Below are 15,270 nucleotides of genomic sequence, written 5' to 3'. Positions count from 1 at the left end.
GGGGTCATGAGTCCTCCCGCGGGTGGGAGTCGTCGGTGGTCGTCATGAGGTCGGTGAGGGCGTCCACATCGTCCGGGCCGGGTGCCGTCCGGTCTTTCAGCGGTCCTGCCCAGAGTCGGAGCGGGGAGGTCAGGGCGCAGATCAGATCGGCGAGAGGGTCGTCGGCCCATGTGAATGCCACGCACAGCGGAGGGTCAGGAGTGAGAGTGCCCGGCTGCTGGACGTACGGGACATGGATGTATCGCGCCCCGGCGGCGGCTGTGCGTTCCGCCAGGCCGGCCGCGTGTGCCAGCGGCAAGGGGCCGAGCTGTACCCAGGTGGCGGGCGGAGAGAGGAGCGGAAGTGCGGGCAGGACCGCGGCGGTTGTCGAGTCAAGTGTGGGGAGGTAACTGATGAGGGTGGTGAGTCGGTGCACGGGCGGGGTGCCGGTGGTCCAGGAGTGCGGTTCGTAGCCGCTTTCGGTCAGCCAGGTGTGCAGGCTCGGTCGGGCCTGGTCGCTCGCCAGCACCGCGATGCGCTCCGGTGTGTTCATCACCCCTCCTCGCTGCCGTCACCGGTGGTTCAAGAGGAAGGTAGAAGGCACGTGGCCGAAACCCGTGGTGCATAGGCACCGATCAGGTGGTGCATTGGCGCCGTATGAGAGACAGCCGGTTCACTTGCGATGAACCGGCTGGTCAGGGAGGTGAGTTGAGGGTCAGTGCGGAGCTGGATCTTCTGCGGTGGGATCGGGCAGGAGCCCGACGTCCAGGTCACCACGGATGACCAGCGCCCACAGCACCTCGTGCAGCCCGCTACCGCCCGGGTCGGTCAGCGGAAGGGCCAACTTGTGCGCGAGTGCCTCCAACCTCCGCCTCACGGTGTTCCGGCCGAGCCCGCAGGCGCGGGCTGTCGCGATCGTCTCCGCGTTGTTCCGCAGCCACGTCGCCAGCAGTTCGATCGAGTCCGGGTCGCTCCGGGGAGAGAGCACCGTCTCGGCCCATCTGCGGGGACCGTCATGCGCCAGCAGACTCGCCAGCGGCTGTACGGGAGTGGTGGAGGCGTCGCCGACGGCCGGTACGGACGGTGCGGTCAGCGCGAGTTGGGCCACGGCACGGTGCGTCTCCTGACGGTGGTCCAGGCCCATGGCACCGATGACGGTCTCCATGTAGGTGCGGACGGTGGTGTGTCCCAGGTTCAGCAACCGGGCGGCGATGGTGGTGCCCTCCGCCACGGCAACGACGGTGGCGTGGACCATGTCCCGCTGACCATCCGGGAATCGCCGTGCCAGGGGGGCTCGCACCGCTGCGGCCCACGCTGCGTACAGATGCTGCGGAAGCTCACCACTCAAGGTGGTGCCGCCGGCAGCGACCACGATGCGGTCCTCGGCGCCCCGGGCCGCGGCCAGAGCCCCCCGTGCCGTGGTGTAGAGGAAAGCGAGACTCCAGTAAGGCATCGTGTTGGAGACACCCACGGCCGCCCCGGTGCCCTCTGTCAGAGGGGAGAGCATGGCCCGGACTGCGGCATCGTCCCGGGCGATCCGTTTCGGCAGCACGATCAGAACGTCCCGCTTCACCGCCGGGCATTCCGACACCAGAGCACGCCCCCCGGTCGCGTCCTCGGCAGCCAACATGGCCAGCTCACGGTCTTCCGCTGTCGCACACTGCAGCACGGCCATGCGCGCGTCCTGGCCCGTGAGTTGACCGGAGGGCAGCCCCGCAGCCGCGCGACGGGCATGGCCGACATCCCCCGTCAGCAGCTGCTGAACAATCGCAACCCGGACGGCCAGTTCCGTCTTCCTGAGTTGCTGCCGCAGCGCGACGCCCTGGGAGTAGAGGATGTGCCGGGCGGTCTGCCGCGCCAGATCGACCAGGTGCGGAGTCCATTCCCGCGGACTGGCGGCCACCAGCACCTCGAAGGGCCGCGTCGCGCTCGTGCGATTGAGCAGCACATTGGGCTTTCCCGGTATGTGAGCGGTGGGCCGCTTCCCGTCACGCACCTGCCGGTACGCCTCCTCGGCGACCTCGTTGCCGGTGATGATGTCGGGAGGCCGCTCGCTCGGCGGTACCCGTCGTGCCGTGGCCTCCTCGCGGGCCAGTTCGCCTGCCAGCCACCGGGTCAGACGGGCCGGGGCATTCTCCGGGTCGCGATGCTCCAGCTCCGTCGCCAGCCGCGCCCCGTACGCGATCTGCTCCCTGTGCGCCTCCTGCACGGCCACCTGGAGGTCCACCAGGTCACCGCGGATACGCTCCGCGGTGGCGCTCCCCGCCCGCGCAGGAACAAGAACGGGGATTCCGCAGCGGGCGGCCTCCCGCTCGATGCCGTCCGGGAATGTCACACCGTCAGCCGCCGTGAGAGCTATGGCCGTGACTCCCTGCTGCACCAGGCGGGCCATGGCCTGCGGGATGGTGGCGGCGTCGATGTCTGCGCCCTCGGCAGGTATGACAGCCAGCGCCGCCTTGCCCGGCTCCGCCTCGCTCAGCCGCCAGTCCGTATCCGTGATCACCACGCGCTCGACCACGGCGGATTCCCGCCGCAATGTATGGATCCCCGGGTAGTAACAGAGGCTGTCCGCCGAGGAGTACAGAAAGTCGGCCAGACTCAGCATCCGTCTCACTTCCTACAGGGCGAAGAGACATCGTCCCCCAACCGCGCCACGTGAACCAGCATCAGAGACTGCAGGACGACGGCGCCATCGCCGCGGGGATCGCCGCCGGCGGTGAAGTCCTCGACGCCCTAGCCACGACCTCCGCCGCCCACACCGGACGCGAACTACGCGAAGCCGCCTGGCCGTTCGAGCGTGCCTCCAGAACCCACGTCCGTGCCGTCCGCGGCCACGACCGCGCACTGCGCCAAGCCGCCCGCGGCATCGTCCACAGGGGCCGGGCCCAGCCCCCGGCCGCGGTGCGGACCGGGGCCACCACCGCCATGGTCATCGACATGCTCTTCTTCGCTCGCGAGACGCCCGGGACGAGGGCGTCGGGGCCGGCGTCCAGGCCCTGTTCCGTCGGCTGCTGCGGAGCCGGACGATCAGCTCGACGGTCTCGTGCCGAGCGCGTCGGTGAGGTCTTCGCCGCCTGTGTGGTGGCTATTCCTTGCGAGTGTGTTCGGTAGCGGCTACCCAGGTGACCACGTGTGCTCGGGTCTGCAGATTCAGTCTGATCTTCACGGCTTCCAGATGGCTCGCGGCGGTACGTGGCGAGATGTGCAGACGCGCGGCGATCTGCTGGTTGGTCAGGCCCTGTGCGACGAGTTCGGCCACCTGCCACTGGCGGGAGGTGAGAACCGAATCGGGGTGGTCGCAGCGGCCCGGCGGCCAGGCGTTGTGCAGGGCGTAGCGGATGACCTCGTCATGGCTGAGCTCCGCCCCGTCCGCCAGCGCGGCGGCGGCACGGGCTGGGGGCAGGTCCTGGCGGGCTCGCTCCGCGGCCGTCTGCACCATGTCGTTCCACCATGCGTCAGCGACCAGATGTGATTTCTCCCGGATCGTTTTCGCGGTGGAGAGCAGGCGCAGTCCGCGTTCGGGCTGGCCGTCGGTCATGGCGACGAGCGCCAGGCCTTCGAGGTTGTACAGCTTGCCCTCGGCGTCAACGGACTGCATGGTGAGCGCCATCGTGAAGTACTGGGCGGCCTCTTCGAACCGCTGCCGGGTGATGGAGACGCCAGCCGCGGTGTGCAGGGTGGCGCTGAGCGCCTCCAGCGCGTTGTCGCTGTCAAGTAACGACAGCGCCTCTTCGATGTGCCCGGTCGCCTCGTCGGCCCGGCCGATCATCAGCAGCTTCCAGGCGAGGCGGTTCAGGATCATCGCGAGGAGTGTGGGCTGCTCCAGTGTGCGGAGCAGCTCCACCTGCCGCTGATATATCTCAAGCGCCACGTCGTGCTCACCCAGGCAGCTGCGTACTCTGCTGAGCGCACCGAGCGCGCGGACGATGAGCGTGGGATGCTCTCGGGTCTGGGCGATGCCAAGAGCTTCCTCCGCGGGGGCGACGGCGTCCGCGTGGTGCCCTCGTCGGCAGAGTGCGTCCGACAGCGTGGTGGACAGGCAGGCACGTCCTACCGAAGGGGACGCGTGGGCTGCGAGCAGCCTCTCCGCGAGCCTCTCGGCCTGGCGGGGAACGCCGCGCCTGTTCCAGCAGGACGTGAGCGCGGCGCCGAGGAGCGGTGTTCGCGGATCGCCGAGACGTTCAGCGGTGGTGACGGCGTAGTGCAGGTTGTGGCGTTCCCGATCGAGTTGTCCGGCGAGGTCGACGGCGGGGTTGCTGGTCCACAGCAACAGCCTCTCCGAGAAATCCGCCATCCAGGCCAGCAGCCGCTCGTGCACTTCTTCGGACTCGTCTGCCGCTTCGAGGCATTCCCGGCCGAAGACCCGCAGTGACTCGAGCATGCGGAATCGACCCGTGGCTACCTGGTCGCTCACCAGCAGGGACTTGTCGGCCAGGGCGGTCAGCAGTGTCCACATACGGTGTCCGGACAGTCCGAGACCGGCGCACAGAGCCGTCGCCAATGGCTCCTCGAAGCCGCCTGGGAGCACTGACATCCGACGGAACACCTGCTGCTGCTCCGCGTCGAGCAGGTCGTAGCTCCAGCTGATGGCGGACCGCAGGCTCTGGTGGCGGTGCGGCGCGGTGCGCAGACCTCCCACCAGCAGGTCGAGCCGCCGGTCGGCGTCCTCCAGCAGACGGGTGGGAGAGAGGAACGCGGTCTGCCGCGCGGCCAGTTCGATGGCGAGTGGGATGCCGTCGAGACGCATGCACACCGTCGCGACGGTTTCGGCCATCGTGTCCGTGAGGGTGAAGGATGGTTGCACCGAGCGCGCCCGGTGTACGAACAGTTGGACGGCGGCGCCGGAGCGGGCCACGGTGCCCCTGCCAGATCCGGGTACGGGCAGGGGTGTGACAGGGAAGACGGTCTCACCGGTGATCTGCAGAGCTTCGCGGCTGGTCGCCAGCACACTGAGCCGGGGACATCGCTCCAGTAACGGTTCGACGAGTTCCGCGCAGCTCTCGATCACATGCTCGCAGTTGTCCAGCACGATGAGGGCGGACCGGGAGCCGCAGCCGTCCGCGACGGCATCCTCGACGGAACCGTTCGGCATGGATCCGCCAAGGACGGCCGATGCGACCGTGGGCGCGACCAGCGAGCCATCCGACAGGGGCGCGAGGTTCACCCACCGCACACCACCACCGTAGGAAGCGCGGATCTTCGCGAGGCATTCCAGCGCCAGCCGCGTCTTGCCCACGCCACCCGGACCGGTCAGGGTGATCAGGCGGTTCTTGGCGAGTAGCGGACGCAGGTCCGCGAGTTCGCGTTCCCGCCCGACTAGCTGGTCCAGCACGGCCGGGGGATCGCCGTCCTGCTGGCGTGGCGGCGCTCCTGGGGAGGTGGCCGGGGCGTCGGCGAACGTGGGCTGTCCGGCCGCGTTCGCCTGTCGGTCTCCCGTCTCCGTGTTCGTCTCCGTGGGCGCCGGGCCGCCGCGGTGCTGTCCGATCGCGAAGACGCCGTGTCCGGAGTTGAACTGCCGGTGCAGCGTCATCGCCGGCATGTCGAGTGTGACGGCGAGCTGACGCCAGCTCGCTCCCCGCTGCCGGGCACGTGCCACAGCGGCTCGCAGGGCCCAGCCACTGGTCCTCTGCAGTTCGGCCAGTACCGAGGCCTGATCCTTCCCGCTTTCGCCATTCGGAGATGTCCGCGCAATTGCCTCCAGGCGCACCAGGCTGCGCACAAGAGTGCGGAGGGAAGCGGAAGCATCCTGCTCATGACTCACCACCTCATCGTGCATCTGGCCGCGAAGTGGGCGGAGTTCATGGTGCTTGCGTGACAAGAACCAGGACGGGATCTGTGTGAGAAGTCGAGTGGTTTTGATTCCGATCTCTTGCGTTCCTCTTCGCTTGTGTGGAGGTGCTATCCGTCATGCGGCTGAACCAGATCGGTACGCCCCGGGCGTCCTGCGGTCACCCCCGGTGGCCCCTGTCGCCCCCGACGTCCGGTAGCGGCCGGCCAGGTCGTGCGGGTGCGGATTCGCACCGCCCCTCATCGCTGCACGATCTGCCGATGCACACTCAGTCAGCAGCCGGTGAGGATCGAAAGACAGGTGATGGGGCAGATCACTTTGGCGCGTAGTCCACACACTTCGGGCCGAAGAAAATGACTCTAGATCCCAGAGATGACTGCGATGAGCCAGACCATTCAGATCCACGGCACAGAGGCCACACAAGCGCGGCAAGCGGGTCGAAGGCGTTCGGCGTCGCCGGACTGGGGGCGGACCTCCAGTTACCGAAGACAGCCCACCTGAAACGCTGCCACAGATTCTGTGAACCTCGATATCGACCGGGCTGGTCGCGTCGGGCAGTACCCGACGCACGGGCGCACGGGCCCACGAGCAGTGCGAGCAGCGCGCCTTCCACAAAGACCACCGGGGTCGCTTACCAACTGCCAAGAGAGTCCACGTACAGCCGACACCGGTGAGCGGTGTGGCCTGTCCACGTGAACCTGCCCCTGAATGAGGAGCTCTGAGTCCAACTCCCATGCGTGATGTGCTTCTCAGCGTCCCTGCTCCCACGCCACCGCGTCGTCCGTCGCGCATCAGAGCAGGTCGTCAGCCCCAGCCGACCCAAGAGCAACGTGGGCGCGGGTTGGATACCAATGCGATGGCAGTGCTCGGTGTGAGCGCGGCCGAAGAAAAGGTCTACCGGTACTTCCTACGCAACCCGAACACCTCCGTTGAGGAGATCCACGCGGAGCTGAACCTCGACAAGGAGTCAGTACCGGACTGTGTTGACAGGTTGCTGGACCTGGGCATGCTGCGCATCATCGGCGGGTGCCGCATGATCCCTACCGATCCGCACACCGCCATCGCGCGGCTCGCGGACCAGCGACTGGGAGCGCTGCACAGCGAACTCCAGCAGGTCACCGGGTGTCGGCAGATCGCCGATTCGCTGCGTACCGAGCAGAGTTCACGGACTACCGCCTCGTGTGATGTCGAGCAGCTCACGGATCTGGCGGAGATGCGCAACCGGATAGACGACCTCTCCTTCTTCGCGCGGGAGGAAGTGCTCTCCGTCGAACCCTACGAGGAATTGCAGCCGGAGAGCATCGAGTACGCCCGCCGCCTGGACCTGCGCTGTCTGCGCAGGGGAATCCGGCTGCACATGATCGTGCTGCGCGCCGCGCTCGATCATCCCCCAACAGCCGCCTATCTGCGCGAACTGGCGGGCCAAGGAGCACGGATCCGGGTCGTCGACGAGACCACGGAACGCATTCTGGCCTACGACCGGAACGTCGCCGTGGTGCCCGTGGATCCCGTGGAAACGTCACGCGGAGCGTTGATAGCGCACGAGAGCGGGTTGGTCTCCAGCATCGTCGCCCTCTTCTGGCGGATCTGGGAACAGGCCGAGGAACTCCCGGCCAGAGACGAGGAGTCAGCCGACGAAGCGCTGAGCGCCGCGACCAAGCGGGAGGTGCTCGTGGCCATGTGTTCGGGCGACAAGGACGAGGCCGCCGCACGGAGCATCGGCGTATCGGTGCGTACGTTCCGGCGCAAAGTCGCAGCCGTGATGAAGCACCTGGGGGCTGACAACAGGGCACAGGCGGCACTGTTGGCCCGCGAGCGGGGCTGGATCTGAACCCGGGTCAGCCCATGCCCTCCGCCACAGTCGGCTCGGGTGCCAGCGAGGGTGTGGTGGTGATGCCGAAGCGTGTGCGCAGTGCGGATTGTGCGGCCAGGTAGCCGGACATGCCGTGGACGCTGGGTCCTGGTGGGGTTGCGGCGGAGCACAGGAAGAGGCCGGGTAGTGGGGTGCGGTAGGGATCGATGCTGAGGGTGGGGCGGGCGAGGGACTGGGTCAGGGTCATGGCGCCGCAGCCGATGTCGCCGCCGACGTAGTTGGGGTTGTAGGTCTCGTAGCCGGCGCCGGTGACGCAGCGGTGGGCGAGGATGGTGTCGGTGAAGCCGGGGGCGTAGTGCTCGATGCGGGAGCGCACGAGTTCTGCGGGTTCTCTGGAGTCGCCGTTGGGGACGTGGGCGTAGGCCCATACCGGGCGTTTGCCGGGGCGGGCGCGGCCCGGGTCGGTGACGGCTGGGTCGACCAGCAGCACGAAGGGTTCCTGGGTGGGTATGCCGCGGGCGGTCAGGGTCTCCTGGTGGATCATCTGGGCGTGGGTGCCGCCGAGGTGCACGGTTCCGGCTCTCCCGACGGCGGGGTTGGCCCAGGGGATGGGTTCGGTGACCAGGAAGTCGACCTTGGCGGCAGCTGGGCCGTAGCGGTATCGCTTGAGGCGGCGGGTGTAGCGCGGTGGCAGTTGGTCCTCTGCGAGGGTCAGTAGTCCTTTGACGCTGGTGTCCAGCAGGATCGTGTGGGCGCTCGTGAGCTGGTCCAGGCTGGTGATGGGGCAGTTGGTGTGGAAGCTGCCGCCGTGTGCGGTGATGTCGGCGGCCATGGCCCGGGCGATGCGGGCGCTGCCGCCGCGTGGCAATGGCCAGCCGGTTCCGTGGGCGAGGTGACCCAGCAGCATCGTGACGGCTGCGGAGGCGAGGCTGGGGAGTTTGCCCATGGCGTGTGCGGCGACGCCGGTGAGCAGGGCGGCTGCTTCTTCGGTGGCGAAGCGGGCGGCGCCGAGACGGCTGGCGTGTACCGGTATCCGGGTGGCCAGTGCCAGTGCGGCGGACGGGTCGCGGGGCAGGGTGCGCTGGCCGGAGAGGATCAGGTCCACCACGCCCTGGCTGTGGTTCAGCAGTGGCTGCATCAGTGTCCGCCAGCGTTCGCCGTCCGGGCCGAGTTCCGTGCAGGTGGCGGCCAGGTCGTGGTGGGCGAGTCCGGCCCGGCCGCCTTCCAGCGGGTGGGCGTAGGAGATTTCCGGGTGCAGGAGTTCCACGCCGCGGGTGGCAAGGTCGAATTCGCGGAAGAAGCGGGAGGCGGCGGCCATGGGATGGACGGCGGCGCAGATGTCGTGGGCCACGTCCTGCTCGAAGAGCGGCTGGGTGCGCAGTCCGCCGCCGATGGTGTCGGCCGCCTCGTACAGCTCCACCTTCAAGCCCGCCCGGGCCAGAGTCACCCCCGCCGCCAACCCATTGGGCCCGGTACCCACAACCGCCACGTCGGCGGAGGTCATATGGTGCCGCCCACCGGTTCCGGGAACTGCTGACCGGCCTGGACGTCCGAGGTGCCCTCCGCGCTCTGCGGCTGGAACGCGTCCGCATCCGGCCTGAGTTGCTGCGGCGGGTACTCGAACGCCTCGTAGGCCGGGTGCTGTTGCTCCAGTCGCGGAATGACCGGCTCGCCCACGAGCCCTGACTCGGCGTGGAGCTGGGAGCCGGCGAGACGGCGGTAGAGGTCGTCCCGCTCCATCAGATCGTCGTGGACTCCGGTGGCACGGACCCTGCCGTTCTCCAGCACGACGATCTGGTCCGCGTCGATCACCGTGGAGATGCGGTGCGCGATCGCGACGACCGCGCAGTGCCGGGAGATCCGCTGGAGCACTTGCCGGAAATCCCGCTCCGAGTCGGAGTCCAGATGAGAGGTGGCCTCGTCCAGAAGTGTGATCGCGGGCTTCTGCAGCAGCGTGCGGGCGATGCACAGCCGCTGCCGCTGACCGCCGGAGAGCCCGCTGCCCTGATCGCCCAGATCGGTGTCGAGTCCTTGTGGCAGACCTTGGATGACGTCCGAGAGACCGGCCATCTCCACGGCCTCGCGGATGTCGGCCTCTGCGGCCTCCGGGTTGGCGTAGGTGAGGTTCTCCCGGATGGTGCCGCGCATCGTCGCGCTGTCCTGCTGTACGTAGCCCACCAGCCCGCGGACGGTGTCCAGGGGCAGTGCTTCGATGTTCTGGCCGCCGAGAAGGATCCTGCCGCCGTCCAGCCGGTAGAAGCGCTCGATGAGCTGGAACAGGGTCGTCTTGCCCGCTCCGGACGGGCCGACGATCGCGGTCAGCCCGCGCGTCGGTACGTGGAAGGACACGCCCGCCAGCGCGTTCGCGTCCGCACTCTGCCCGTCATACCCGAACCGGACGTTGTGGAACTCGATCGCGCCCCGGTCCTGGATCAGCGATCCGACGAGGGCGGGCTGCTGGACCCGTTCCTCCTGCCCCTCCTGGGGCAGTGCGGCCAGCCCGTCCACCCGCTGTACCGCGGCGCGCCCCTGTACGAACTGGCCGATGGCCATGAAGAACAGCACCAGCGGCGACACCAGATGGAAGAGGTACATCACAAAGGCGGTCAGGTCGGCGATCGACATCGCTCCGCCGGCCACGCGGGTCATCCCGACGCCCACCACGATGGCCAGCGCCGCCTGGGTACCGACGTTCATGGACGGCATCAGCAGCGCGTTGAACGCGTTGACCCGGATTCCCGACGTACGTGCGAGGTGGGCCTGTTGGCCGATACGCAGCAACTCCCGGTCCTCCGCACGGGAGGCCTTGACCGTGGGCAGCGCCGAGAGCACCCGCTGCACCTCGGTGCCGAACGCACCGGTGTCCTCACGGTTCTGCACGGCTACCTGCCGGAGTTTGCGGGCGAGGCCGATGGACACCAGGCTGGCCACTCCCAGACAGGCCAGCGTGATCAGCATGAGCCAGATGTCGATGGCGAACATCAGGGCGACACCGCCGATGATCGTCGCCCCGTTGATGAAGAGCTGCGCCAGGCTCTGCGAAAGTGCGATCTTCACGAGGGAGGTGTCGGTCACCGTCCGGGTGAGGATGTCGCCCTGTGGCTGCTTGTTCACCGACGTCAGTTCGGCCCGCACCAGCCGTTCGATCAGGTTCCGGCGGACGTCGAAGACGATGTTCTCCCCGGTTCGTCCGATGGCGTAGGCCTGGAGTGAGGAGAAGGCCGCGTCCGCGCAGAAGAGTACGACGAGCAGAGCGATCGGCCCGGCGAGCGACTGGTCCAGCTCGGCAGTCTCGATCAGCTTGCCGATGGCGTAGGGCTGGGCGAGCGAGGCGACGACACCGAGTAGTCCCAGCAGCATGCCCGTGATCAGCAGCGCCCGGTGCTGGAGAGAGACGGTCCAGACTGAATCCGGCTTGCCGCAGGTCCCCTCCCAGGTAGTGCGGTCGGTCTTGCGGCTGTGCCGTCCGCGGCCCCGCCGACGATCGGTGTACCGCGTGGCGGTCATTGCGGGCTCCTCCCGGAGTTGGTGGGTCGTGTCCCGGAGTTGGTGGGTCGTGCTTCGGTGGCTGCTGGGATCCGCGCCGGGCTCGCCGGCCCGTCTCACCATCCCGTCAGGGGACCTCGTAGACGGCGATGTACATCGCGCCGCGCTCGTCGTATGCCGTGCCCTGCCAGTCCGACCAGCGGTGAACCAGTTCCAGCCCGCACGCGGAGGCGTAACGGTCGACCTCCTCCGGCGGGATGAGCCGGTTGACGTCGGAGGCGATGCGGAAGCTGTTGTCCTCGAACCAGACGTGGGACGACTGCCACAGACCCGTGTCCTTCTCGACCAACCAGGAGGTGAGCAGCCCGGTGTTGGGGTCCGGGTAAGGAGCGAAGGAGGTGAAGTGCCCGCCTTCCTGGCTCATGGCGAGGATTCCCGGGGTGTTGAAGTTCTCGATCACCAGGCGGCCGCCCGGTGCGACGCGGTGTGCGGCCCTGGCGACCGCCTGCCGCTGCTGCTGGGGCTCGAGCACCATCGAGAGGGTCCCGCACACCAGGTAGACGAGGGGATAGCTGCACTCGTCCTCGTATGTGCGCAGGTCACCGTGGACGGCCTGGACCGGAGCTCCGGCGCGTTCCACGTCGCGGCGCAGTTCCTCGAGCATCTCCGGGGAGGAGTCGACGCCGATGACAGCGCCGATGCGTTCGGCGAGCGGTATGGCGATCCGCCCGGTGCCCACGCCCAGTTCCAGGGCGGGACCGCCATCGGCCATGGATGCGAGAGCCTCGGCTATCGCATCCGCACCGGCGTTCTTGGGGAAGAGCTTGTCGTAGAAGTCGGCGAACCTGCGGCCGTAGCCGGGGTCGTCGACCTGCGGCGCGGCCTCGCTCTTCGTCATGCCGCGTGCTCCAATTGATCTGCGGCACCAGTGTGATCGGCGTCGCCGGCGTGGTCCGTGGGATCTGGCTCGGACAGCCGGATGAAGGGAGAGATGAAGGAGTACTGCGGGTCCTCGGAGTCGTCGTGTCCGCTGTAGAGCACCACCAGGAACTGGAAGCCCGTGAGCGAGACGCGTCGCGGGTCGGACTCGTCGAGGTGCCGGATGACGAAGTCGCGAAGCAGCCGGTACGCCGCACTGTCGGCGACCTTCACATCCTTACGGACGATCAACCGGCCCAGTTCGCCGCACACGTCGAAGATGGCCTTCTCCTGACGGCGTCCGGGAAACCAGACGGCGTGGGCCCATTTCCGTTTGTTGATCTGTGATGCCGACTGCCAGGCGGACTGCTCGCCGTCGGTATCCAGCGTCCGGTACAGCAAGTGGTAGTCGTGCTGGGCCGGAGTCGGGGCGAAGAACCGCCAGTTGGGTATGAGCAGCCCGACCTTGTCGGCTGTCCGAAGCCGATCGAAGGCTGTGTTCGGGTGCTGGCTCAGTATCGTGATCGTCAGCCAGCTCGCGAAGCCGAGCTCCACCGCCCGCCTTATCGCTTCGCTCTTGGGCCTGGGCAGCAACATCAGCGCACCTCCGGCGCGTCGAGTGTCGGGCGGAGCCCGCTCGTGCAGAGCCCGCTCGTGCGGAGTCCGATGGTGAACTCCCGGATCAGCTCTGCTACCTGGGCCGCGGGCCGTTCGTTCATCACGAGCTCGTCGTGCCTTGCGTCCTCGATCAGGCACAGGTCGCCATCGGGCGACGTGCCAACGAGTTCCCGGTGCAGCTCGGCGTGGATCGGGTCCCTGGCGTGCGTGGTGGCCGCGGCCACCAGGCGGAGCGGTACGCCGACCTTCGGCAGCACGCCGTCGTGGTCGAGGAACTCGGTGTGGGTCGCGTGCCATTCACGAACGGTGGCCTTCCACAGCTTCCAGTCGCGGAACTGGTCCAGAATCAGCGGCCGCATGTCCTCAGGCAGCCACCGCAGCCAGGGAGGAGAGGTGAGCAGGCTGCCGAGACCGAGCCGGGCGGACTCCGGCATGAGCGCCAGAGCGGAGGTCAACACGTTGGCGCCGTCGGCCTGCACGCGCGACCGCAGCAGCTCGGCGGGGTGGCTGGGGTCCAGCAGCACAACGCCGGTCACCAGGTCGCGCAGCGGCTCGATCGCCCGTAGCGTGAGATGGCCGCCGAGCGAGTGTCCGACGAGTACCACCGGCCTGGAGGGGCAGACCGCACGGACCAGGTCGCTTAGGTCGGCGACGGCCGCGGCAAGGGAGAAGGGCTCCCGCAGCCGGTACTCACTTCGTCCGTACCCGGCCCGGTTGTACGCCAGGACCGGGTGGTCGCAGCCGAGCATGCGGCGTAGCCGGATCCAGTGCTCCACGGTGGAGCACAGGCCGGTCTCGCAGACCAGGACCGGCGACGAATCCGGTCCTTCGGCCTCGGTGAGCTGATAGGCGAGCACGTTGCCCGTGGACGTCTCGAAGAACGACTCGTCGCCCTGGCCGCGCAGCACCCTGCGGTGGCGAAGCTGCTGGACGGTCAGCCCGGTCGCGACGACGGCGCTCAGCAGGCCGCCGGCGATGCGAGGGAGCGCGTCGTTGCGCACGGGATGCATCGTGATCCTCGTGGTTGCGGTCATCGGCTGCCTCCGCCGGGCTTCGTGGACTCGCGGCTCTGGGTGACGTAGAGGATCGCGGGGTAGGTCGCCAGGAAGGCCCACACGAATCGGCTCAGACCCATCACCCGGGCATTGACGACGTGGAACGAGCCGAGTCCGGCGAGCATCGCTGGGGTGAGCCGTCCCTTGGCGAGGAATACGGCGGGGAAGGCGCACTCCATGGCGAGTACCGCGTGCGCCAGCTTCCGGGATGCCTTGGGATAGCGCTTCATCAGGTCGTAGACCTTGCCGTCACCGTAGGTCTCGGTGCGCATGATGCCCGGCAGGGCCTCGCCGGAGCGCCAGATGGGGCTGGCGATCTTCACATAGCCCGATGTGGCGTACGAGAGCGTGGCCTGGAGCGCCACGTACCACAGGCAGCTGTCGACGAGTGCGGGCTGCCGCTGGCCGAGTCGGGCGATCATGGCCGCGGACTGCACGAGGAAGGAGAGCTGATCCGATCCGTCGGTGCCGTAGTGGTGCCTCGGGTAGGTGGCGACCGAGGTGAGGGCGAGGAAGCCGTTCGCGGCAGCGCGGTGGCGCCGACTGGTGCCCGGTACGAGCAGCGAGGCGCTGGCAAGTGCGCGGGCCCCGTGGATCCACCGGGTGACGTCCGGCCTGGCGAGGAAGTCGAGCGACGCGCGCACCTTCGGCGGTGCCCATGTGTAATTGTCCCGGGCCAGATCCCAGTTGTTCAATCCGCCTTTCTGGCGGTCGCGTTCGGCTGCCAGTATTTCCAGGCTGCTCATGAGATATGCGGTCGCGCTGAGCTGTTCCGCGGTGGTCAGTGCACGCTCCCGGCCTATGACCGGGGAGGAGAGTGATCTCCGTGCCGCAGAGGAGATGTTCATTTTTGCTCTTCCCTTTCCCTTCCCCGGCCATAGGAATTATGTGCCGCCTCTCACCGGCGTGGGTGGCAGGTGGTTATCGAGAGGCGGCATTGGTGCGACGTGAGTCAGCCGCCCGCGGCCTGCCCGGCGGCGTTTCCGACCGCAATGCCGCCGGCTGCCGCACCGGCGATGGCGGCTGCGCCGGCAAGCCCGGCGCCGACCGCGGCAGGGGTGGCGAGGACCGGAGACATCCGGCCGTTCCACTCGTTCTCACCGGCGTGTATCGAGACGCCGTTGAGTTCCTGGCTTGCGTTGACCTTGGTGGAGATTGCAGTCACGTTTACTCCTTGAGCGACGGTTTGATTCTGCTTAGGGCGCCGATGTGGCGGTTGTCAGCCGGCCTGGGCCTGGGTGACCCCGAGCCCGACGCCGGCTCCGAACGCACCCGCGGTGACCAGGGCTCCGCCGGCAACGGCGGCCGGGGTGGACAGGACGGGCTCGGCCGGCGACATGTCCTCCACGTTCGCGGCATCCGTCAGTACGGTGTCCAGCAGGTGACTGTTGTTGACCTTCTCAAGCAGCATGAGCGTGTCTCCTTCTTTCTCGTGCTTTCGTGGTTTCTCGTGTGGCACCGGACTCAGGAGCCGAGTGCGCGGAAATCACGGAATCCCGCCATCAGAATGGTGATTGGATTCCTCGACTGCTCGCTTCCGACATCACATACGATGGCATGCGTCAATCTCCGAACGAAGGGGTTTCGGTGTCATCTTGCTGCCTCGCATGCGG

General features: G+C 68.0%; 12 protein-coding genes. 1 reads left to right on the top strand and 11 read right to left on the bottom strand.

What is annotated here, in order from left to right; all coding sequences use genetic code 11:
* Window positions 1-4 precede the first annotated feature (4 nt).
* The 3 genes from G4Z16_RS25410 to G4Z16_RS25400 all read right to left on the bottom strand — a co-directional run bounded on the left by G4Z16_RS25410 (window position 5) and on the right by G4Z16_RS25400 (window position 5,575).
* On the bottom strand, window positions 5-532 hold the full coding sequence (locus tag G4Z16_RS25410) for a hypothetical protein (RefSeq protein WP_197352968.1): 528 nt from the start codon (window positions 530-532) through the stop codon (window positions 5-7).
* Between the two features lie 162 nt (window positions 533-694).
* A complete protein-coding gene (locus G4Z16_RS25405) occupies window positions 695-2,584 on the bottom strand; it encodes a helix-turn-helix domain-containing protein (RefSeq protein ID WP_197352967.1) in 1,890 nt (629 codons plus the stop codon).
* Between the two features lie 480 nt (window positions 2,585-3,064).
* Complete coding sequence (locus G4Z16_RS25400; protein WP_197352966.1) at window positions 3,065-5,575, bottom strand: ATP-binding protein; 2,511 nt, start codon at window positions 5,573-5,575, stop codon at window positions 3,065-3,067.
* Between the two features lie 1,048 nt (window positions 5,576-6,623).
* On the opposite strand from G4Z16_RS25400, the gene G4Z16_RS25395 reads away from it, so the two are divergent.
* Entirely contained in the window at window positions 6,624-7,598 is a 975-nt protein-coding gene (locus G4Z16_RS25395; RefSeq protein ID WP_197352965.1) for a helix-turn-helix domain-containing protein, read from the top strand.
* 7 nt (window positions 7,599-7,605) lie between these two features.
* Here the strand turns inward: G4Z16_RS25395 and G4Z16_RS25390 are convergent, their stop codons facing one another.
* The 8 genes from G4Z16_RS25390 to G4Z16_RS25355 all read right to left on the bottom strand — a co-directional run bounded on the left by G4Z16_RS25390 (window position 7,606) and on the right by G4Z16_RS25355 (window position 15,068).
* The gene (locus tag G4Z16_RS25390) at window positions 7,606-9,084 is read right to left on the bottom strand and encodes a phytoene desaturase family protein (RefSeq protein WP_197352964.1); all 1,479 of its coding nucleotides are present in this window, start codon (window positions 9,082-9,084) and stop codon (window positions 7,606-7,608) included.
* Complete coding sequence (locus G4Z16_RS25385; protein WP_246531062.1) at window positions 9,081-11,087, bottom strand: ABC transporter ATP-binding protein; 2,007 nt, start codon at window positions 11,085-11,087, stop codon at window positions 9,081-9,083. Before G4Z16_RS25385 ends, G4Z16_RS25390 begins: the two co-directional genes overlap by 4 nt.
* 106 nt (window positions 11,088-11,193) lie before the next feature.
* Entirely contained in the window at window positions 11,194-11,964 is a 771-nt protein-coding gene (locus G4Z16_RS25380) for a class I SAM-dependent methyltransferase (RefSeq protein WP_197352963.1), read from the bottom strand.
* The gene (locus tag G4Z16_RS25375; RefSeq protein WP_197352962.1) at window positions 11,961-12,581 is read right to left on the bottom strand and encodes a hypothetical protein; all 621 of its coding nucleotides are present in this window, start codon (window positions 12,579-12,581) and stop codon (window positions 11,961-11,963) included. The genes G4Z16_RS25380 and G4Z16_RS25375 overlap by 4 nt, the downstream gene beginning before the upstream one ends.
* The gene (locus G4Z16_RS25370) at window positions 12,581-13,636 is read right to left on the bottom strand and encodes an alpha/beta hydrolase (RefSeq protein WP_197352961.1); all 1,056 of its coding nucleotides are present in this window, start codon (window positions 13,634-13,636) and stop codon (window positions 12,581-12,583) included. Before G4Z16_RS25370 ends, G4Z16_RS25375 begins: the two co-directional genes overlap by 1 nt.
* Entirely contained in the window at window positions 13,633-14,505 is an 873-nt protein-coding gene (locus tag G4Z16_RS25365; protein ID WP_197352960.1) for a hypothetical protein, read from the bottom strand. The genes G4Z16_RS25370 and G4Z16_RS25365 overlap by 4 nt, the downstream gene beginning before the upstream one ends.
* 104 nt (window positions 14,506-14,609) lie before the next feature.
* Window positions 14,610-14,822 carry a hypothetical protein gene (locus G4Z16_RS25360; protein ID WP_197352959.1) on the bottom strand — a complete coding sequence of 71 codons (213 nt, stop codon included), beginning with the start codon at window positions 14,820-14,822 and terminating at the stop codon, window positions 14,610-14,612.
* A 54-nt stretch (window positions 14,823-14,876) separates the two neighbouring features.
* The gene (locus G4Z16_RS25355) at window positions 14,877-15,068 is read right to left on the bottom strand and encodes a hypothetical protein (RefSeq protein WP_197352958.1); all 192 of its coding nucleotides are present in this window, start codon (window positions 15,066-15,068) and stop codon (window positions 14,877-14,879) included.
* Between the last annotated feature and the right edge of the window lie 202 nt (window positions 15,069-15,270).

Origin of the sequence: Streptomyces bathyalis (assembly GCF_015910445.1) — a bacterium.
GTDB lineage: Bacteria > Actinomycetota > Actinomycetes > Streptomycetales > Streptomycetaceae > Streptomyces > Streptomyces bathyalis.
Note: the sequence above shows the minus strand (reverse complement) of the source record. Positions and strands in the feature narration are given on the sequence as shown.

What these genes read in the sequence shown, in the direction of transcription:
- G4Z16_RS25380 (WP_197352963.1), bottom strand. Translation starts at nt 11,964, where the DNA reads ATGACGAAGAGCGAGGCCGCGCCGCAGGTCGACGACCCCGGCTACGGC.
- G4Z16_RS25385 (WP_246531062.1), bottom strand. Translation starts at nt 11,087, where the DNA reads ATGACCGCCACGCGGTACACCGATCGTCGGCGGGGCCGCGGACGGCAC.
- G4Z16_RS25410 (WP_197352968.1), bottom strand. Translation starts at nt 532, where the DNA reads ATGAACACACCGGAGCGCATCGCGGTGCTGGCGAGCGACCAGGCCCGA.
- G4Z16_RS25370 (WP_197352961.1), bottom strand. Translation starts at nt 13,636, where the DNA reads ATGACCGCAACCACGAGGATCACGATGCATCCCGTGCGCAACGACGCG.
- G4Z16_RS25355 (WP_197352958.1), bottom strand. Translation starts at nt 15,068, where the DNA reads ATGCTGCTTGAGAAGGTCAACAACAGTCACCTGCTGGACACCGTACTG.
- G4Z16_RS25365 (WP_197352960.1), bottom strand. Translation starts at nt 14,505, where the DNA reads ATGAACATCTCCTCTGCGGCACGGAGATCACTCTCCTCCCCGGTCATA.
- G4Z16_RS25405 (WP_197352967.1), bottom strand. Translation starts at nt 2,584, where the DNA reads ATGCTGAGTCTGGCCGACTTTCTGTACTCCTCGGCGGACAGCCTCTGT.
- G4Z16_RS25375 (WP_197352962.1), bottom strand. Translation starts at nt 12,581, where the DNA reads ATGTTGCTGCCCAGGCCCAAGAGCGAAGCGATAAGGCGGGCGGTGGAG.
- G4Z16_RS25390 (WP_197352964.1), bottom strand. Translation starts at nt 9,084, where the DNA reads ATGACCTCCGCCGACGTGGCGGTTGTGGGTACCGGGCCCAATGGGTTG.
- G4Z16_RS25395 (WP_197352965.1), top strand. Translation starts at nt 6,624, where the DNA reads ATGGCAGTGCTCGGTGTGAGCGCGGCCGAAGAAAAGGTCTACCGGTAC.